17 protein-coding genes and 1 pseudogene are annotated in these 18,807 nt (G+C 49.3%); 7 read left to right on the top strand and 11 right to left on the bottom strand.

What is annotated here, in order from left to right; genetic code table 11:
* Positions 1-85 precede the first annotated feature (85 nt).
* The 3 genes from NC997_RS08455 to NC997_RS08445 all read right to left on the bottom strand — a co-directional run bounded on the left by NC997_RS08455 (position 86) and on the right by NC997_RS08445 (position 2,536).
* Positions 86-562: a DUF2752 domain-containing protein gene (locus NC997_RS08455; protein ID WP_199292049.1), complete on the bottom strand. Its 477-nt coding sequence runs from the start codon at positions 560-562 to the stop codon at positions 86-88.
* A gap of 48 nt (positions 563-610) precedes the next feature.
* Positions 611-874 carry a TM2 domain-containing protein gene (locus NC997_RS08450; RefSeq protein WP_190527332.1) on the bottom strand — a complete coding sequence of 88 codons (264 nt, stop codon included), beginning with the start codon at positions 872-874 and terminating at the stop codon, positions 611-613.
* A gap of 117 nt (positions 875-991) precedes the next feature.
* Positions 992-2,536 carry a CPBP family glutamic-type intramembrane protease gene (locus NC997_RS08445; protein ID WP_190527330.1) on the bottom strand — a complete coding sequence of 515 codons (1,545 nt, stop codon included), beginning with the start codon at positions 2,534-2,536 and terminating at the stop codon, positions 992-994.
* Positions 2,537-2,788: 252 nt separating this feature from the next.
* Between NC997_RS08445 and NC997_RS08440 the strand changes: the two genes are divergently transcribed.
* Together NC997_RS08440 and NC997_RS08435 are read left to right on the top strand one after the other, a co-directional pair.
* Positions 2,789-4,132 (top strand): histidine phosphatase family protein, encoded by a 1,344-nt coding sequence (locus NC997_RS08440; RefSeq protein WP_190527558.1) that lies wholly within the window; start codon positions 2,789-2,791, stop codon positions 4,130-4,132.
* A gap of 76 nt (positions 4,133-4,208) precedes the next feature.
* Complete coding sequence (locus NC997_RS08435; RefSeq protein WP_190527556.1) at positions 4,209-5,474, top strand: dihydroorotase; 1,266 nt, start codon at positions 4,209-4,211, stop codon at positions 5,472-5,474.
* A 96-nt stretch (positions 5,475-5,570) separates the two neighbouring features.
* On the opposite strand, the gene lepB is transcribed toward NC997_RS08435, so the two are convergent.
* Entirely contained in the window at positions 5,571-6,164 is a 594-nt protein-coding gene (gene lepB / locus NC997_RS08430) for a signal peptidase I (RefSeq protein ID WP_190414052.1), read from the bottom strand.
* 258 nt (positions 6,165-6,422) lie between these two features.
* Between lepB and NC997_RS08425 the strand changes: the two are divergent.
* Positions 6,423-7,660: pseudogene (locus NC997_RS08425) on the top strand (amidohydrolase family protein).
* Between the two features lie 91 nt (positions 7,661-7,751).
* Here the strand turns inward: NC997_RS08425 and tsaE are convergent.
* Both tsaE and NC997_RS08415 read right to left on the bottom strand, forming a co-directional pair.
* Positions 7,752-8,204, bottom strand: a complete 453-nt coding sequence (gene tsaE / locus NC997_RS08420) for a tRNA (adenosine(37)-N6)-threonylcarbamoyltransferase complex ATPase subunit type 1 TsaE (RefSeq protein WP_190527554.1) — start codon at positions 8,202-8,204, stop codon at positions 7,752-7,754.
* A gap of 153 nt (positions 8,205-8,357) precedes the next feature.
* Positions 8,358-9,749 (bottom strand): gluconeogenesis factor YvcK family protein, encoded by a 1,392-nt coding sequence (locus tag NC997_RS08415; protein WP_190527328.1) that lies wholly within the window; start codon positions 9,747-9,749, stop codon positions 8,358-8,360.
* Between the two features lie 377 nt (positions 9,750-10,126).
* Between NC997_RS08415 and ruvC the strand changes: the two genes are divergently transcribed.
* Together ruvC and NC997_RS08405 are read left to right on the top strand one after the other, a co-directional pair.
* Positions 10,127-10,657 (top strand): crossover junction endodeoxyribonuclease RuvC, encoded by a 531-nt coding sequence (ruvC, locus tag NC997_RS08410; RefSeq protein WP_190527326.1) that lies wholly within the window; start codon positions 10,127-10,129, stop codon positions 10,655-10,657.
* A 291-nt stretch (positions 10,658-10,948) separates the two neighbouring features.
* A complete protein-coding gene (locus NC997_RS08405; protein ID WP_190527323.1) occupies positions 10,949-11,653 on the top strand; it encodes an SH3 domain-containing protein in 705 nt (234 codons plus the stop codon).
* A gap of 216 nt (positions 11,654-11,869) precedes the next feature.
* Here the strand turns inward: NC997_RS08405 and NC997_RS08400 are convergent, their stop codons facing one another.
* The 4 genes from NC997_RS08400 to mgtE all read right to left on the bottom strand — a co-directional run bounded on the left by NC997_RS08400 (position 11,870) and on the right by mgtE (position 15,441).
* Entirely contained in the window at positions 11,870-12,184 is a 315-nt protein-coding gene (locus NC997_RS08400) for a hypothetical protein (RefSeq protein WP_190414044.1), read from the bottom strand.
* Between the two features lie 167 nt (positions 12,185-12,351).
* The gene (locus NC997_RS08395) at positions 12,352-12,846 is read right to left on the bottom strand and encodes a molybdenum cofactor biosynthesis protein MoaE (RefSeq protein ID WP_190414042.1); all 495 of its coding nucleotides are present in this window, start codon (positions 12,844-12,846) and stop codon (positions 12,352-12,354) included.
* Positions 12,847-12,996: 150 nt separating this feature from the next.
* Positions 12,997-14,043 carry an aspartate carbamoyltransferase catalytic subunit gene (locus tag NC997_RS08390; protein ID WP_190414040.1) on the bottom strand — a complete coding sequence of 349 codons (1,047 nt, stop codon included), beginning with the start codon at positions 14,041-14,043 and terminating at the stop codon, positions 12,997-12,999.
* A 48-nt stretch (positions 14,044-14,091) separates the two neighbouring features.
* On the bottom strand, positions 14,092-15,441 hold the full coding sequence (gene mgtE / locus NC997_RS08385; protein ID WP_190414038.1) for a magnesium transporter: 1,350 nt from the start codon (positions 15,439-15,441) through the stop codon (positions 14,092-14,094).
* A gap of 217 nt (positions 15,442-15,658) precedes the next feature.
* On the opposite strand from mgtE, the gene NC997_RS08380 reads away from it, so the two are divergent.
* Positions 15,659-16,231, top strand: a complete 573-nt coding sequence (locus tag NC997_RS08380) for a sporulation/spore germination protein (RefSeq protein WP_190414036.1) — start codon at positions 15,659-15,661, stop codon at positions 16,229-16,231.
* Between the two features lie 8 nt (positions 16,232-16,239).
* On the opposite strand, the gene NC997_RS08375 is transcribed toward NC997_RS08380, so the two are convergent.
* The gene (locus tag NC997_RS08375) at positions 16,240-16,836 is read right to left on the bottom strand and encodes a DNA-3-methyladenine glycosylase (protein ID WP_190527321.1); all 597 of its coding nucleotides are present in this window, start codon (positions 16,834-16,836) and stop codon (positions 16,240-16,242) included.
* Between the two features lie 289 nt (positions 16,837-17,125).
* On the opposite strand from NC997_RS08375, the gene NC997_RS08370 reads away from it, so the two are divergent.
* A complete protein-coding gene (locus NC997_RS08370; protein WP_347276102.1) occupies positions 17,126-18,787 on the top strand; it encodes an MBL fold metallo-hydrolase in 1,662 nt (553 codons plus the stop codon).
* The last annotated feature ends 20 nt before the right edge of the window (positions 18,788-18,807 follow it).

Genomic DNA, 18,807 nt, shown 5'->3' with positions numbered 1-18,807 from the left:
ATCGTTGCAAAAACGACAAAATACAAACAAGCGATCGCAAATAATTTGACCTAAAAACCAAAATTTTTACACAAGCATGAATTCCTCAAAAAAATAGCTGACCCAAGGGTGAATGAACCAAGGCAAGATATAGTTCTCCAGACTTTGATAAATAATACAAGCGCAACGCATGGTAGCTTAAAATTAGAAGTAGGCTCAGCACCTGTAGCTTTCGGGTCCTAAGCATTTGAACATACAAGACGGCGATTTTACGTCCCGCGATTAGTTCAAGTGTAATATGAACTGTTGCAATCAAAAAGGCAGCGAATAAAACCGGGCCAAACAGGTGTTCTGCTAAGGCGCAGCTCCAATCTCCTCGCACAATTGCCATGAAAGACCGAGTCATCCCACAGGTAGGACAAGGAATCCCCGTAAAGTGGCGAATTGGGCAAACTAGGAACGTTACTTTATATCCTTGGTTATAAAAGTAGGTTCCCACTAGAGGTGCTGAACATATTCCTAATATCAACCAGCGAATCCGTCGAGCATTGCTAGACAGATTAGAGCGAGATAATTTAGACATGGCTCAAGTTAAGCTAGCGTCTACCCAAGCGCTCTCGCAGGGGTCGATCTAAAACCAACCTTTCTTGCTAACAAGGTAAGTGCTGACGAATTCTTCGTCAGATTTTGTCAAATAAGTTATTCCCTCGATCGAACCAATAATTCCCATAATTGGCGAACCGATTCCACAGGTAAGCAGGCTAACCAGCAACATGATGATGCCTTCTGTGTTATAGCCAAGAACAAACTTATGGATACCTAAAGCCCCGATAAGAATCCCGCAGACTCCAGCGGCGATTTTTTTGCTGGCATCAGTAGAGTTTCCATCCCTCATTTGTTTGTGCGAACCCTTGAAAAATTTGCTTTCCGCTTTTAGTGTTCCCAGTTGGGTAACACATCTATCACAAGACGGAAAGCATTGATTCTTCTTAACAATGACTGGAAGGAAACATCACGCAGATCCACTACCCAAGAGGAAAAGACTCAGCAAAGTGCCACCATTCCAGAGAGAGTGGAGGAGTATCGGTGCAAGGAGGTTGCGCGATCGCGTATACACCACTCCCAAAACCATCCCCAAAGTCGCCAGGGGCAAGATTTCTGAGAGATTCAGGTGAACAATCGCAAAAAACAAGCTACTGAGCGCGATCGCTCCCCAAACAGGCATATAACGGGTGAGAGATGGCAATAGAAAACCGCGAAACAAGAACTCCTCAAACAACGGTGCCGCCACCGCCGCCGTCAAGAAAAAGATCGCCAGCGCCACACTATCTTGCCCCTCTAGAGCAATCGGTAAAATCGGATTGCTGCCCCCTTGTCCCTGCCACAGCTTTTGGTTAATCAGCGACACCACAATCACTAGAGGCAGCGCGACTAAATATCCGCCCAATCCCCAAAGAATCCAGTTTCCCCGCCAATTGAATCGAAACCAACCTTCTGGCAACGGTAAAAAAGAGCGGATAGATAAATACAGAACCAGCAGACACTCAAACGCCAATGTTGCGTAACTCACCAGAACAAAAGCAGCTTGTGTCCGAGTATCAAAGCTGGCTCGGTTTAGGGGCAGTAAGCTAAAAAAGAGCGGCAGCAGAAATTGACCGATAAAGAAAAAGCCTACGACGAACACCTGCCAAATAATTTCGGCATTCCAAGGAGTTGTCCAGGGGACATCGGCATTTTGAGCGAGGATGGCTTCTTTTCCCTTAATTACCACTCCCGCTAGCAGAACAATCAGCAATCCTAATCCCACCAATACTCCCACTAGCGGGATTGCTCCGACAATCGCTAATTTGACAATTGCAGCTTCAGCGCGCTCCTGTTCTTGTGCCTGGAGTGCCGCCAGTTCCTCCTGACGTTCCTGTACTTGGTAGAGTTTCGTCAAAGCGCGATCGCGGAACCAGCCGTCTAAATGCTCTTGAATTTGCGGCTGGGCATCCAACATCAGGCTGGGTGGCTCGCTCCAAAGTCCCACCAAAATCGCCGCTGGCTTAGTCTGTAACTCGCTCGCCGCTTCCTGTTTAGACCGATTAATTAATTCCGTCCAAGTTTTAATCGCCGCGTCTGTTTGTCCTTGTTGAGCTTGTAAAATTCCCAACCGCAAGTCAAGCTCAGCAATCAGCTTTTTTACCTTGTTGATTGACGCTGGTAATTGCGGCTGCGATCTGGCTGCATCGGGATTCAAATCAGCTTCCGATTTGAGCTTTTCGAGCTGTCCTTGCAGCTTTTCCAGAGTGGCTCGATCCTCCGAACGCGCCTCCTCATACTGCTTTTGGGCAGTTCTTAAAGGGTCTTCACCTAAAAGAGCGTTCCGGGCGTTTGTCAAATTGGCATCACCAGCTTTGTCGCCCTGCCACTCACTCGCTTGGAGTAACAAATTCGTTTGGTACAGTTCCAGGCGACCTTGAATCTGAGGCTGATTCCAGCTATCCAGTAATGAGTGGGTAATCAGAAACAAAGCCAAAATTGTCAGCAATCCCAAAAGCAACCGCTTAATTGTCATGAAAACTCCTGTAGGCTCTTAGTGTCACGGCACCTATGAGGAATATCTTAGATGCGTGTCCGGGACAGGTTAAAATTCTCCTGAACCTTTTTGCTCTTGATGATGGGCGTAGATTTCCCGCCTAGAGCATTAGGGGAACTTTACCTTACCAAACTGAGGCAGAGCCGACCTAATTCTTCTCTAGCTGAGCCAGCGAATAAGAATATGTAGGCTGCTGTCTTTGCAGTGCTAGTTTCCACGGAGGATATCACCCTGAATACTCGAGTCATTCTCGTGCGTCATGGTCAGAGCAGCTATAACAGTGAGCGTAGAATTCAGGGCCGCTGTGATGAATCAATTTTGACGGAAAAAGGTCGCGCGACTGCCCGTCAACTTGGCGCTACTCTGAGTAACTTGAAAATTGATGCGATTTACAGTAGCCCCCTGCAACGGGCGAAAGCAACCGCAGAGATCGTTCAATCCAGTTTGGCGACGCCGGCCCCCTTAACAGCGTCAGATAACTTGATGGAAATCGATTTACCCCTTTGGCAGAAAATGCTTTCCGTGGAAGTGCAGGAGAAATTTCCTGAAGATTACCAATGTTGGCATGAGCGTCCCCAGGAATTTCGGATGAGCGTCCCGACGCCAGAGGGACTAAAAGAACACTTCCCAGTCTTAGCCATCTACGAGCAAGCGCGGCAATTCTGGCAGGAAACTTTATCCCGCCATGCGGGAGAGACGATTCTCATTGTGGGGCATAACGGCATCAACCGGGCTTTGCTCAGTACGGCAATTGGAATATCGCCACAGCGCTACCATTCGATTCAACAGTCGAATTGCGGCATCAGCGTGCTAAATTTTGCCGCTGGTTGGGGCAAACCGGCGCAATTAGAGTCGATGAATCTCACTGCCCATGTGGGAGAAGTGCTGCCAAAGCCGCGTCCGGGTCATCGCGGACTCCGTTTGTTGCTGGTACGCCACGGGGAAACCGACTGGAATCGCCAGAAACGCTTTCAAGGGCAAATTGATGTGCCCCTCAACGATAACGGTCGAGAACAAGCCCGGAAGGCGGCGGAGTTTCTCAAAGATGTGCCGATTGACTTTGCCGTAACTAGCCCGATGCTGCGTCCCAAGGAAACAGCCGAGATTATTCTGAAATATCACCCCAACGTCCAGATTGAACTACAGGCACCTTTGGCAGAAATTGGTCACGGGCTGTGGGAAGGGAAATTTGAAGAAGAAATCGAGCTGTCGTATCCGGGGATGCTGCAACAGTGGCGAGAGTTTCCGCAGACAGTGCAGATGCCAGAAGGAGAAAACTTGCAACAAGTTTGGGATAGAGCGATCGCAGCTTGGCAAGACATGGTCGCGTCTTACTCTGGAGATCGACCGAAAACAGGTTTGGTGGTCGCTCACGACGCCACGAACAAAGTCTTACTCTGCTACCTTTTGGGTTTAAATCCAGAAAATTTCTGGAGCATTAAGCAGGGGAACGGGGCAGTGACGGTTATCGACTATCTTCAAGGGCCAGAAAGTACGCCGGTGCTGCAAGCGATGAATGTCACAACTCACTTAGGTGGGGGCGTTCTCGATCAAACGGCTGCCGGTGCATTGTAGAGTGATGAGTTATGAATTTTGAGTTTTGAATGAAGAAGCTTTTTATCTCAAAACTCAAAACTCAAAACTCGAAACGATTATGAATGAACTGCTCCAACAAGTACGGGTCATCGACCCAGTTTCTGGAACCGACCAGATTGCCGATATTCTGATTGCTGACGGTTATATCCAAGCAGTCGAAACTGAAATTTCTGACTTGTCCGCTGACACAACCGTGCGGGATTGTCGTGGATTCGTCGTAGGGCCAGGGTTAGTAGATTTATACAGCCACTCTGGTGAGCCTGGGTTTGAAGAGCGGGAATCCTTAGCCTCGCTCGTTGATGCGGCATCTGCCGGGGGCTTTACCCGGCTGGCAATCTTGCCAGATACCCTACCCGTTCTCGACAATCTAGGGGGTTTAGCCTACCTTCAACAAGCCAAAATCCAACATCCAAAATCCAAAATTGAATTTTGGGGGGCGCTGACGCTCGGTATCCAAGGGCAGCAGATGACATCTCTGGCTGAACTGGCGGCGGCTGGGGTGGTAGGCTTTGCAGACGGTCAGCCAGTGCAGAATCTAGCGCTGCTGCGACGCCTGTTGGAATATCTCCAGCCGTTAGGAAAACCTGTGGCGTTGTGGCCTTGCGATCGCGCTTTGAGCGGCAATGGGGTAATGAGAGAAGGCTCGGCGTCGATTCGCTTTGGGTTGCCAGGAAACCCAGCGATCGCAGAAACATCGGCGCTGGCTGCTTTGCTGGAAGTGGTGGAAGCTACTCGCACCCCTGTCCATATCATGCGCGTTTCCACTGCTCGCAGCGTTGAGCTAATTGCGAATGCCAAGGCGCGGAATTTACCAATCGCCGCGAGTACTACCTGGATGCATTTATTGCACAATACGGAGGCGGTAAGCAGTTACGACTCGAACTTGCGACTAGAACCCCCTCTCGGCAATTCTTCAGACCAAGCGGCGCTGATTCAGGGGATACAGAGTGGGGTGTTAGACGCGATCGCGATTGACCATACTCCCTACACCTACGAAGAGAAAACGGTCGCCTTTTCCGAAGCACCCGCGGGCGCAATTGGTCTAGAGTTGGCTTTATCGCTTCTGTGGCACACCTTTGTTGCGACTGGCGACTGGTCAGCTTTAGAACTGTGGCGGGTTTTAAGTACCCATCCGGCGGAGTGTTTGCAGCAAAAACCGCCAGCGATCGCGCCCGGTCAACCGGCTGAACTGGTCTTATTTGATCCCCAGTTAAGCTGGACAGCGGACAGACAAACCCTAAAATCCCGCTCAGAGAATACCCCTTGGCTAGGGCGATCGCTGACGGGTCGGGTTTTACAAACTTGGGTAATGGGTAATTAGTCAGTCAAACCGAAGAAATATCTAACTGTAGGGGCAGGTTGAACCAGGGGTTTAGTGACGCACAAATATCTTGGTGAAACTCGCCCCTACTCCCTACTATTCCTTGGTATAAGCTGGAGCGCTATCCACTTCTCCGGCACGTTGCAGGGGCCAAAAGCGCACCACAGCACGACCAATAATTTTTTCGCGGGGGACAAAACCCCAATAGTGGCTGTCGTAACTGTTGTTGCGATTATCACCCAGTACCAGGTAGGAGTTTTCTGGTACCGTCACCGGCCCATAGGTATACTGTGGCTGTTCTTCAATATATTTTTCTGACAGGGGTTTCCCGTTGACATACACCCGTCCCCCTTTCACCTCTATCTTTTCCCCAGGTAAACCAATCACGCGCTTAATAAAAGCATCGTGAAAGTTTTGCTTTTCTAGCGCTTCGGTCGGCGCAAACACCACAATATCGCCCCGCTGCGGAGATCGGAAGTTGTAACTAACCTTGTCTATAATCAGACGGTCATTGATTTGTAGTGTAGGCAGCATTGAACCCGAAGGAATGTAGCGTGCTTCCGCCACAAAAGAGCGAATTCCAAAGGCCAGAATGGCACTCAAGCCAATCGTTTTTATTCCCTCTATGAAAGGATTTTCGGCTTTTGGTTGGGGGTTGAGGTCAGGTTGTTGATTCTGCACGTCAGTCATAAACGGTTAATCACTCAAGCAAATGAATGAAATTGATTCCCTAGGTAATTATTTATTTTAAGGAAGACGGATGATTAGCTATACATATTGTGTACAAATTTTGTCTAAATATATCCGGCTAATATTACAGATATTTAGCTTCTGTCGTTTACCCGGTTGCTGGATGGTCAGTTTAGAAAAGTGCCATCTTACGACAAAGCGCGATCGCACCATACAATTGTCGCTCACACTTAACTACTGCATCAACAACTGATTACCATGTTTTCTGTCCCCTCTCTGTTGATTCGCAATGCTCGAATTCTCCCGCCTACGGGTGAATTTTTGGTTGGGGAGGTGCAAACCTTGGGTCGGGAAATTGTCCGGGTTGCACTAAAATCCTAGCATCTGGAAATCCTAGCATCTGATAGTCTACTAGTGGATAAAGAGATAGACGTTCAAGGTCTGACTTTGTTGCCGGGAGTCATCGATCCGCAGGTACACTTCCGAGAACCGGGACTCGAACACAAAAAAATTTGTTCGCGGCGAGTTGTGCTTGTGCTAAAGGCGGGGTAACGTCATTTCTGGAAATGCCCAATACTCGCCCTCTGACAACTACCCAGGCGGCTCTCGATGATAAGTTGCGACGAGGTGCCCAGAAGTGCTTAGTGCTTAGTTAATTATGGCTTTTTTATTGGGGCAACCGGAGAAAATCTGCCGGATCTTCTAGAGGCGCATCCACCTGTGGAATCAAAATTTTTATGGGGTCGATGCACGGTCAATTACTGGTGGATCGAGATACGGTATTGGAGTCTATTTTTGCAAAAGGAAATCGCTTAATTGCCGTTCACGCAGAAGACCAAGCTCGGATAAACCAGCGACGACAAGAATTTGCTGGAATTCACGATCCAGCCATTCACTCTCAAATTCAGGATAATCAAGCCGCTCTTTGAGCTACCGAATTGGCGCTCTATTTATCTAAAAAGTATCAGCGACGCTTGCATATTTTACATCTGTCCACAGCCCAAGAAGCCGATTTATTACGTCAAGATAAACCGAGCTGAGTGAAAGCAGAAGTGACGCCGCAACACTTGCTGCTGAACACCAGTGCTTATGAGAAAATTGGCACTCTGGCGCAGATGAATCCGCCATTGCGATCGCCCCACGACAACGAAGTTCTTTGGCAAGCGCTACTCGATGCTGACTTCAGCCATGCAGGGACGCTGTAGTGTTTCCCAAGTTGCCAACTGGATGTCTGCGGCTGTCGCTAAGGCGTATCAGATTCCCAAAAAAGGTGCGATCGCTCCCGGTTATGATGCCGATTTAGTTCTGGTAGATTTGGACAATTATCGTCCAGTATTGCGCGAAGAATTGCTAACCAAATGCGGCTGGAGTCCCTTTGAAGGCTGGATTTTGACGGGATAGCCTATTCATTCACCATTGCTGGCGGTCAGGTTGTTTATGAGCGCGGGAAGCTAAATCTAGAAGTGCGGGGCGAAGCCTTGACATTTAACGAATAATTAAACGCTCTCGGTACGCCAAGGTAAGCGCAAAGGTACGCAAAGGAAAGACGCGATAAATCAGTGTCTAAACGAGAGCGAACCTTTGTGTTTAAAATTTTATTGACTTAAAATCAAACCCATCCGCTGGAATTAGGTTGGCTTGGCGACCATTATTCGCACAGTAGGTTAGATGGACGCTTAAAAAGCTGGGCGGCTGATATGGCAACCGTTCTGCCCACTCTATCGCCACAATTCCCAGGGGCACCTCGAATCCTTCCCAGTAGGTTTCTAAATTCAACGCTTCGACTTCTTCTGGCTGCAAGCGGTATAAATCCAGGTGATACAGGGGGAGGCGTCCTTGTGCGTACTCGTTAATCAGAGTGAAGGTGGGACTCACAATCGCCTCGGTAATGCCCAAACCCTCGCCAATGCCTTGCACCAGCGTGGTTTTGCCAGCGCCCAAGTCGCCTTCTAATAAAAGTACACTACCGGCGGAGAGGGATTGACCGAGTGCAATCCCAAGCGATCGCGTCGCCGCCGCATCGGCAAGAGAAATGACAATTGACTCCAAATTACTCAAAACTCAAAATTTAAAACGCTTAAAAGTACACTACCAGCGGGGAGGGATTGACTGAGAGCAATCCTAAGCGATCGCGTCGCCCCGGCATCGGCAAGAGAAATGACAATTGACTCCAAATTACTCAAAACTCAAAACTCAAAACTCTACTGCCTGGGCGCGACTATACCACCTCAGCAACACCCGTGCCAGCCGCTCAGGATTGTGGCGTACATAACCCGTCTCTGGGTCTTCATCCATTACGTTGGTTAAAACGATGCGACGCCCCAGCAGCCCGATGGCTTCTCGATCTAGAAAAACCGGATGGGAGCTGTCTTGAGCATAGCGAATCAGGGCATTCGCACTGGGAACTTTCCGCTGCACCAAGACGGCGTTAAATAGCGGTCGTCCGCAGGCGGCGTCAATGGCGCGAATGTGGTCTGCAACCGTGTAACCTTGGGTTTCTCCCGGTTGGGTCATGATGTTACAGACGTAGATGCGGGGAACCTGCTTTTGGGCGATCGCTTCGGCAATCTCTGGCACCAATAAATTGGGAATCACGCTTGTATAAAGGCTTCCAGGGCCGATGATAATGTAATCGGCTTCCTCAATTGCCTGTAAAGCTTTAGGCAAAGCGGGGGGGTTGCTAGGAATGCAACCAATTTTCTTAATCTGACCATTGGCTTCTGTAATGCTCGATTCCCCCTCAATGGTGCGTCCATCCTCTAACTCAGCCCAGAGACGAACATCGCACAACGTTGCCGGTAGCACCCGCCCTCGCACAGCTAAAACTTGAGAACTGGCAGCGATCGCTTGCTCCAAATCTCCGGTAATATCGCTCATTGCCGTCAGGAATAGGTTGCCAAAACTATGACCGTTCAGACCATCCCCAGCCTTAAAGCGATATTGAAACAATTCGGTCAATAACTTTTCTTGGTCTGCCAATGCCGCGATACAGTTGCGAATGTCTCCCGGCGGTAGGACGCCAATTTCTCGCCGCAGACGACCAGAGGAGCCGCCATCATCTGCAACCGTTACAATCGCCGTAATGTGGGCGCTGTATTCCTTCAATCCTCTGAGCAAAGTAGAAAGCCCAGTGCCACCGCCGATTGCCACGATTTTTGGTCCCCGGTTGAGTTTGCGATGCGCCAACAGCACATCAATCAGTTCTTCATCCTGGGAAGGCTTCAGTACCTCGGTAATCGCTCCCATCGAGCGGGTTTGTCCTAAAAAAATAAAAAATAAACCCAAGCCAATCGCGATTGGACCGGAAACATAATTGGGAATAATCGTGGTAATCGCTTCCAGAATGTTCCCAATGAACTGAATCAATAAGAAAATTGGGGTCAGTTTCACCCAAATCGCCAAACCTAGGCTGGTTAGCAGCACGCCTCCCACACTGATCAGCAACCAGCGTTTTACTAATAATCCGGGCGCTAACCACTTAAACCAGCTATTGACTCGTTGGGGCGTCCTAGGCTTAAAACTCCAGACCATATGCGAATCTTGTTTGAGCGTGCGTAAGGCTTGTTTGAAAATAACGTTTGACATTGCGGATTCCTAGGGGACACAAAGGCAAGACTCGACTTTAACGTTGCTTGGCGAATCCACTCAAGTAGGCGCGATTGATGAATCGTCTCTACGGATTGATTGGACTGGCACGGGGAAGGCAGAAGTTGCTACCCACTGAGCAACACTAAGGCTGTGCCCATCAGAATACATTTTCACTAAGCCACTCAGATGTGACATACGAAACTAAGAAACAGAAGAGGGGATTTTTCAACTCAGCTTATGATAGGTTGCGATGGTTTGCTGCTTGGATCAGGAATCAAGATGTTACGACTCAGTGATTAGACCCGCTTGTTGCTTCTAAGCGTTCAATTAACCGATTGCAGTTCCCCTTGAGTGAATCCCCAAAGCTAGGCTAGATGGAAAAGCGTATTTTAGGATTAGACCCCGGACTTGCCAGATTAGGATTTGGGACAATTGTCTGCCAAAAGGTAGATTATGCCGCAGCGGCAGGTGGAGATCGCGCGAAGCGCCAAATAGAAACTGCGTCTGAGGTGGTAAGTTTACTAGATTTTGGCGTGATTCAGACCTCGGCAAAGACGGAGATGGGGGAGCGACTCCGCACGATTTACGACGATTTGCACACGCTGATGGAGCAGTGTCAACCCCATCTGGTGGCAATCGAGAAATTGTTTTTTTATCGGATGGGAAACACGATTGTGGTGGCTCAAGCACGGGGGGTGCTGATGTTGGTGTTGGCACAGCACGGGGTTCCGTTTGTTGAGTTTACGCCTGCCCAAATTAAACAAGCGCTGACTGGCATGGGAAATGCGGATAAGTCCGAAGTGCAGCAAGCCGTGGCGCGGGAGTTAAATTTGGGCTACATTCCCAAGCCGGATGATGCCGCCGATGCCCTTGCTGTAGCGTTAACGGCGTGGTTTCAGGAGTAAAGGCGATCGCTTTCTAGAGACTGAGTGCGGTGAAGCCCAAAGAGCGATCGCTCTTACTCTTGACATTTCTGCCTTCTTTCCGATGATTTGGATTAATCTTTACTTGTATGCTATTTGACGAGGAGACTTCTAAAAGATTAACGATTCTGATGTTCGGTAGCGTCAAAGCTGAATAAAGATGCTGGGCAACTGAAGCCGAGCCATCTTCAAAAACTTGGTTCTACCGTCAATCGGTTTTTCTTTGCTGAAGTCTCTAACAAAAACTTTTTGGTGAGATGAGGAGTTGACCGTATGAAAAAGATGAGTCGCTGGGGCAAGCCTATCGCTCTCTTTAGTTTAGGCTTGAGCGTCGTGGGAACTCTGAATTTTCCCACTCCTGCCATTAGCACAACCACAACTGCTAACACGATTGCACAATCAGAACAGAACTCAGTTCAACCTGGGGGCAGCTTTGAAATAGCGCAAAGTCTGGTAGGACAATGCCGCGCTACGAAAGCGCGGATTTTTGTCTATACGCAGCGATCGCTCTCCAGCCAAACGATTAGAACGCTCGCTGCTGGCGAACAAGTTACCCTTGCAGACAATGGCAGCGCTGGTTTTATCGCCATCAGTGCCCCTGTAACTGGGTATGTCCAAGCAAGAGACCTCACAACCTGCTCTGGAGTTAACCCTACCCCTAGACCGACTCCTAGCCCTACCCCAACTCCAAACCCAACTCCCAGCCCGAATCCCACCCCGACGCCCACAACCAGCCTGTGCCGCGTCATTACCTACAAGGGCGCTGAAGGGATGGCTGTCCGTACTGCACCCGGAAAAAACGGTACTAGAGTTGGCGGAGTTAAGTTGGGAGATAGAGTCACCCTCAGAACCAGTCCTCCACCGTTCACCTTCGACGCCGAACGCCGTGCTTGGGTTCAGATTACAGCCCCTGTTGCCGGATGGATTTCTTACGGGTTTCCCAGTTCAAACTCGACCAATCTCGGCACTTGTCGCTAGGCTTCATCGTCTATTAAGCTAAAGCCATAAAAGCAAAATCACCCCATTTGAATTGCCAAAATTCGGAAATGGGGTGATTTTCTATTAAGCGTGAATTCAATTTTACGATTCAGTTTTAATGAGGGAATCAACCTCGATTAATTGAGCATTAAACAATTAGCTATTGGCTCACAGGGAAGTCTGATAGTAATTTTAGGGATTCAGACAAAATTTATACTACTCTACTTGCCGAACTGACATCCGGTGCAGCGGCAGAGTCAGGACAGAAGTAAAGGTCAACAAGTAAGAAAAAGCAGCCGTTAACTTCAAACTCATCAACAAAATCTCCCACTCAGGGTGGCTAAACTTCAGGATACCTACAACAACGCAGTAAACTATCCAGTAAGTAAAGCTCATTGTCAATAGCATTTCCTCCGTTTCTTCAAGCTCATCCACCTGAGTTTGTTTGTCAACGGATAGTAAGAAAAGTCCAGCAATACTACCCACAAAAGAAACAAAAAGTAAATATTCGTGCCAGTTCAGATTTGGCATTAGCCTATCCCCTTTATCCCCAAATTATGAATTGGGGATCAGTCTAAAGGATAATTTTCCTGGGATAAAGCAATAGTTACAAACTGCAATCTAAAGCCCTTGAAAGTTTAAAGTTTTGTAAAAAGTATCGGTCAAGGGCATTCTTTTCTGAACCAGCAGAAGGCGACTTAACACCCCTCTGGCTGGGTTTCACAGGCACCGATACTCACCCAACTGCTAGAACCATCTGCCCAATGTTCCTTTTTCCAGATGGGGGCATTGTGCTTTAGGGTATCAATTGCATATTGGCAGGCTTCAAAAGCTTCTGAGCGGTGAGGACACCCAACCGCAACCAACACGCTGATTTCGCCAATCTGCAAGCGTCCGATGCGATGGTGAATCACTACTCGATTGACATCCTGCCAGGTTTGGCGGATATTGGCAGCAATTTGACTAAATATGTGCAAAGCCATCGGTTCGTAGGCTTGATACTCCAAAGCAACCACCGGCTTCCCATCAGTTTGATTGCGTACCATTCCACTCATGACTACCACGGCTCCGTTGGCAGGATCGTCCGCTAGTGAGTAGACTTCCTCCATTGATAAGGGAGCGAAGCTAATCGTAAAACTATCTTTCGCGGAGGGTTGATTGGGAAGGTTTAGGAGAGTGGTGACGCCATTCATCACGTTGAAATCCTGAGAAAGGAACTGGATCTATTTTGATCGATCCAGCACCCGCATTACCCTAAGCGATCGCTCCTTGCACTTGTTGTTCCAGATTGTGTTGTTCCAGATTGTGTCGATCTACCCCAAGATTTTGCAGAACCCTGGCTGCTAAACCTTGCCACCGCCCATCAGATATAAGAGCGCCATACGGACAGCCACGCCGCTAGTCACTTGCTGAGAGATTAAGCTGAACTGGGGGTCGTCCATCAAGTCAGAGCTAATTTCTACGCCTCGGTTGACGGGTCCTGGATGCAGTACCTTAACGTCAGCTTTGCAGAGTTTCAGGCGATCGCGTGTTATCCCATACCGCTGATGGTACTCTCGCAAACTGGGCAGCAAATGCTGCGTCATCCGTTCCTTTTGCAGCCGCAACGTCATCACAAAATCAGCATCTTGTAAAGCGGGTTCCAAATCCCAGTGGAGAAAAAGCTTGCGGTTGGGAATGGGGGATTGGTCGTGGGTGCTTGGTAACGGGCGATCGGCTCCCTGGCTCCCCTCCTCAGTGCCATAGGCGGCAAACAACTGAGGGAGAAGCGTGGGGGGTCCTGCTAAGTGAACCTCCGCACCCGTTGCCGTTAAACTCCAGATATTCGACCGGGCAACCCGCGAGTGGAGAATGTCGCCGACAATGGCAATTTTTTTATCTTTGAGCAGTTCAAGTCGCGGGTGATCTGGGTCTAACAGGGTACAGATGGTGAAAAGATCCAGCAATGCTTGGGATGGGTGTTCGTGCTGACCATCCCCGGCATTGAGGACGCCCACCTTTGAACCTAAGCGATCCATCTCGGCAGCGATCGCTTGCGGCACCCCCGCCTCCCGATGACGAACCACCATCATGTCCGCACCCATCGCTAAATAGGTTTTCGCCGTATCTAAAATGGTCTCTCCTTTCGTTAGAGAAGACGTTGCCGCGGCAAAGTTCAGCGTATCGGCAGAGAGACGCTTTGCTGCTAGTTCAAAACTGCTGCGGGTGCGGGTAGAGGATTCAAAAAATAGATTGGCTACCACCTGACCTTGTAACGTAGGCACTTTCTTCGTGCGTCGCGACAGTACCTCTCGGAAACTGGCGGCAGTTTGCAACACAGTATCGTATTCAATTGGGGTGAAATCAGCTAAGGAAAGAACGTGGTGACGAGTCCAGGTAGTGGTAGCCATTAGGTGTGGTCAGTAGCAACGAACAACGAACAGAAGACAACTGACTGCTCATCTAGATACTACATTCAAAGCCGCTGAGATTAGCGTCAGGAAAGTCAAGAACCCCAATGCATCTAGCGTCGTAGTCAGCAGCGGACCGCTAATGAGTGCTGGATCTAAGTTCAACCGTTTAATACCCATTGGCAGCAAAGTCCCTAGGGTGGCAGCCATCAAGACATTGATAGCCATCACCAGTCCTGCAACCAACCCCACCCATCGCTCATTGACAGGAGACCAAATCAAAGAAAGGGCACCCAAGGCAAAACCCAGTGACAAGGCTGTACCCAAGCCAGCGAGAATTTCCTTACGGAGAAGTTTCAGCGTATCCTGTGGTGTTATTTCACCTACACCTAGTCCGCGTACAGTCACCGATAAGACCTGAAAGCCGACATTGCCACTACTATTGGCTAAAATTGGCATGATGATTGCCAAAACGGGCACTGATGAAATCGTTCCCTGAAAAGGCGCGATCGCATTGGCGGCTCCGACATAGAGAATAATATTCCCTAACAGCCAAGGCAGACGCTTACGAAGCGTCACCAAAGGAGGCGACAAGGCGGCTTCATCACCGCCACTGACTCCCGCCAGTTTCTGAATGTCTTGTGTGGCTTCCTCTTCTAGAATGTCTACCACGTCATCAATGGTGACAATCCCCACTAACCTATCTTCGCGGTCAACGACTGGCACGGCGATCAAGTCATAGCGCTTCATTAGTTGCGCGACTTCTTCTTGGGGCGTTTCTGTGTAAGTTTTGACAACGCGATCGCTCGCAATATCCCCAATCAGGGCATTGGGAAGCGAAAACAACAGTTGCCGCAACGATACAACCCGAACGAGCTTGCGGTTGTCGTCGGTGACGTAGGCGTAGTAAATTGTTTCCTTATCTTCGTCACTGACACGGATTTTGCTCAAGGCTTCTCCGACCGTTAAGCCTTCGCGCAGCCGTACATATTCCGTCGTCATTACCCGACCCGCCGTGCCTTCGGGATAGCCCAAAATCCTGGCAGTTGCCTGCCGTTCTTCAAGGCTGAGTTGCTGCAACAGCCGCTTCACAATGCCTGCGGGTAGCTCGTCAAACAGTTCTGCCCGGTCATCCGGTCGCATTGCCTCTACAATCTGACACACCTGGTTATCGTGCAGCGAACCAATTAGTTCTTCTTGCACTTCCGGAGGCAGATATTCAAAGACATCAATGGCTTGAGCTTTATTAAGCAAGCGAAACGCGATCGCTCGCTTGGATGGGGGCAGTTCGACAATGTAATCCCCTACATCAACCGCCGGTAAGCGATTTAGCTCAGACTTAAGCTGATTTAAGTCAGCAATATCCGACAGTGCAACACGTCCTTCCTGAGTGAGCATAGAAACCTCCTAGTCTCCCCCCGCGCTGGGAGAGACTGACCCGCCCAGGCGCTAGAGGAGCTTACTACTGTCACCTAATGGACTTCGGTCCATAAATTCCGCAGAAATCTACACTGATATTGCTCAGCAGTATCAGTAAAACTATGCTATCCCCTCAAGGTGCCATTTACCATTGGGGGCTATCAAAAAACCTATCTAAAGACAGATTTCAAAAGCGATGAGGCGTACAAAAAATTATTGGGTTCCTCTATTAACTGGAGCGATTGTCGCCAGTCTGAGTAGTTGCGCTTCTTTACCGACAAACAGCGAAAGAGACAAAGCTGGCTTACCTCCCGCTCATGCTATTGAAGCCAGCAAAACTACGACGAAAGCGTCAGATGCCAGCCAATTGTTGACGGGTGCGATTAGCCAAGCAACAACAACCGCTCCCTCAAAAAACAATGTCACCGTCACCATCTATCAACCCGATACTCAGTGTGAAGCGCTAGTACCGGAAAAAGTAGACGTTTCAGCGGTTGAAAGCGTCCAAGCAGCGGTAGGCAAAGTTCTGGAGGAGCGGGACACCGCCGACTTTAATTTAGCTGGGTATCGTGTCATCGTAAATCCCAGCAATCGAGTTGCTACGGTTGATTTGCGAATTGCACCCGGTTCCCAGCGGAAATTTGTCTCCCTTTCGAGCTGCGAACAATTTGCTTTGTTCGGTAGCCTCAGAAAAACCCTCACTGCGAATTCTCAATGGAAGATCAAAGATGTCCGCTTCACAGAGCAGGGCGAAGACATCTCCCTTTAAAGTTTCGATTAAAGTTTGGAGACAGCAGCACAACCGCGTAGATACCACCGCCACGGCAAATCGATTCCCTGTGATAAACCAATCCGAGTTGTTTGGACAAGTTCCGGCATAAATTGTGACTGACGATGCTCTAGCCACAGGGGTTGACCGGGTTGTAAAACTTGTGCATTTAATATGCTGTCAATTTGTAAGGCGCGGCAGAGTTTACCTGGCCCAGCGGCGATTCGATGGGGTTTCGAGCGATCGCTCTCTTTGATCCAGGGCGGTATAGACTCTAGTTGCAAAGCCCGAATCAAAACAGCACTGGGAATGCTGTCCTGGTCTGTGACCACGTTCAGGCAGTAGTAAATTCCGTAAATTAAATAAACATAAGTTCTCCCGGCTGGCCCGAACATTACCCAGTTGCGCTCGGTTCGTCGCCGATAGGCATGGCAAGCCGGATCTTCAGGGCCATAGGCTTCCGTTTCCACGATTAGCCCTCGGATGATTTCTCCATCAGGCATCTGTCGCACCAACGTGCAGCCCACCAAATCAGGTGCAACTTCAGTGGATGGGCGATCTAGCCAACAAACTTCTACAATTTGGGTATTTTTAATCAGATTCATCGTTAAATATACTTAAGATATACCAAACCACCCCGTTCAACTCATAAAAACTCATGGATGTCAAGCTAGTTTTAGCAGCCTTAACACTTGTTTTTACCGTATCGTGCCTATTTTTTGGCACTAAAAATGGATTTTACGATTCAGACAACTATCACGGAAACGGTTCTGCTCATTAAGATCGCTGTTAGCCAGTCAATTTTGGATTTTAGAGTTTGCGGAGGTCGGAGTTTCTAAGCCTCCGATGATTTTGGATTGAATCTAAAATCCAAAATCTAAAATTGAAAATCGAATGATGAGTCAACCCCCCCCGGTATCCTCTCACGGCTATGACGAACTAGCCTATTTTCCCTATGGCGTCGGTCATGGCGACGAAGGCATCTGCTTGCTGGTACGGATGGGGCCACACCGCATTCTCCTAGACTGTGGTTTGGCGGACATTTCCTCGCTCAAAGGTGAGGGAATTCCTCCAGCAGATTTAGTGCTGTGCAGCCACGCCCATCCGGATCACGCTAGGGGATTGCTGGCGCTGCATGAAAGCTTCCCTCAGTTGCCAGTCTATGCAAGTGAATTGACAACCCAGCTGCTGCCACTGAATTGGCCTGAGATAGATCCGCAGAATCTCCCGCAATTGTGTCAGGCATTGCCGATGCGATCGCCTGTCGAATTCAAAGAGGGATTGAGTGCGGAATTATTCCCAGCCGGACATTTACCAGGCGCATCTGCAATCTTGCTGACCTACACGAGTCGCCACCGCTCTTACACCCTACTTTACACAGGTGACTTTTTCCTTTCAAACTCGCGGCTGGTGGAGGGGTTGCCGCTAGAAGCATTGCGAGGCTTAGAGCCAGATGTGCTAATTGTGGAAGGCAGTTACGGCACAGCGCGTCATCCCCACCGGCGGAACCAAGAAAATCAGCTGGCAGAGCGAATTAATCAAGAGATCGCTCAAGCGAATTCTGTGTTGATGCCCGTGCCCACTTTGGGACTGGGGCAAGAACTCTTGATGCTCTTGCGGAGTCACCACTTATTCACGGGTCGCAACCTCGATATCTGGGTAGATGGTAACGTGGCAGCTGGCTGCGATGCCTATTTGGATATTCTCACCAACCTCCCAGCCTCTGTGCAAAATTTTGCCCGTCATCAATCCCTATTTTGGGATGAACGGGTGCGTCCCAGAGTGCGTCGGTTGCTTCCAGAACAACGTCCCTCTGTCGGTCAGTCTCCATGCATTATCCTGACTGAGGAAAACCACGATCTTAGAGAATACTGTCAACCAGGCACCGGGCCGTGGGTGTTATTACTGCCCCAGCAACCCAGGTTCTCCCAAGAGCCTAGTTACTCATCGTTGACGATACAAAACTATTTGCTTGCCCAGCATTCTGATGGGCTGGGAACCACCCAACTGATTCACAATATCCGTCCTCAGCACGTAATTTTTGTTCATGCCTCTCCCACCTACCTGGCTGATTTGACCGGGTTGGAGGAGTTGCACAACCGTTACCACTTGCATTCTCCACCGGCTGGGACGCTGGTAGAACTCCCGATTGGCGAGACGTTTGTGCAACCGGCAGCACCCGAAACCAGTTACGAAGGGGAGCTGACGGAACTGGGAACGGTCGTTACCATCACCCTACCGGAGGCGATCGCTGCCGATCCCCGTTGGCAACACTTTGCTGATACTGGTTTAGTGGAAGCCCGATGGCAGGGTGAGGAACTGGTATTGCGCGGATTATCCCAACGAGAACTTTTAAGCCAAAGCAGCGACGCCAGAGTCCCCATGAATGTTGAGTGCTGCGGCAACTGCCTACACCAACGGGGGCAGCGCTGTTGGAATCAGGACTCGCCCCTGTATGGATTTAAGGTGACACCTGAAGGATACTGTCCAGTTTTTGAACCGGCGCATCCGCCTCCAACCCCTTCAGATGACGACCTAGAAAGCCTCGAAGATTGAAAAAGATAAGAAATCAAATC

This window comes from Trichocoleus sp. DQ-A2, from assembly GCF_039961915.1.
GTDB lineage: Bacteria > Cyanobacteriota > Cyanobacteriia > Cyanobacteriales > FACHB-T130 > FACHB-T130.
Note: the sequence above shows the minus strand (reverse complement) of the source record. Positions and strands in the feature narration are given on the sequence as shown.

Excerpts from the sequence above, each read along its gene's own strand:
- ruvC (WP_190527326.1), top strand. The coding sequence starts at position 10,127 with ATGGAAAAGCGTATTTTAGGATTAGACCCCGGACTTGCCAGATTAGGA.
- NC997_RS08370 (WP_347276102.1), top strand. The coding sequence starts at position 17,126 with ATGATGAGTCAACCCCCCCCGGTATCCTCTCACGGCTATGACGAACTA.
- NC997_RS08395 (WP_190414042.1), bottom strand. The coding sequence starts at position 12,846 with ATGAATGGCGTCACCACTCTCCTAAACCTTCCCAATCAACCCTCCGCG.
- mgtE (WP_190414038.1), bottom strand. The coding sequence starts at position 15,441 with ATGCTCACTCAGGAAGGACGTGTTGCACTGTCGGATATTGCTGACTTA.
- NC997_RS08455 (WP_199292049.1), bottom strand. The coding sequence starts at position 562 with ATGTCTAAATTATCTCGCTCTAATCTGTCTAGCAATGCTCGACGGATT.
- NC997_RS08380 (WP_190414036.1), top strand. The coding sequence starts at position 15,659 with ATGAGGCGTACAAAAAATTATTGGGTTCCTCTATTAACTGGAGCGATT.
- NC997_RS08450 (WP_190527332.1), bottom strand. The coding sequence starts at position 874 with ATGAGGGATGGAAACTCTACTGATGCCAGCAAAAAAATCGCCGCTGGA.
- NC997_RS08390 (WP_190414040.1), bottom strand. The coding sequence starts at position 14,043 with ATGGCTACCACTACCTGGACTCGTCACCACGTTCTTTCCTTAGCTGAT.
- NC997_RS08400 (WP_190414044.1), bottom strand. The coding sequence starts at position 12,184 with ATGCCAAATCTGAACTGGCACGAATATTTACTTTTTGTTTCTTTTGTG.
- lepB (WP_190414052.1), bottom strand. The coding sequence starts at position 6,164 with ATGACTGACGTGCAGAATCAACAACCTGACCTCAACCCCCAACCAAAA.
- NC997_RS08445 (WP_190527330.1), bottom strand. The coding sequence starts at position 2,536 with ATGACAATTAAGCGGTTGCTTTTGGGATTGCTGACAATTTTGGCTTTG.
- NC997_RS08415 (WP_190527328.1), bottom strand. The coding sequence starts at position 9,749 with ATGTCAAACGTTATTTTCAAACAAGCCTTACGCACGCTCAAACAAGAT.
- NC997_RS08375 (WP_190527321.1), bottom strand. The coding sequence starts at position 16,836 with ATGAATCTGATTAAAAATACCCAAATTGTAGAAGTTTGTTGGCTAGAT.
- NC997_RS08405 (WP_190527323.1), top strand. The coding sequence starts at position 10,949 with ATGAAAAAGATGAGTCGCTGGGGCAAGCCTATCGCTCTCTTTAGTTTA.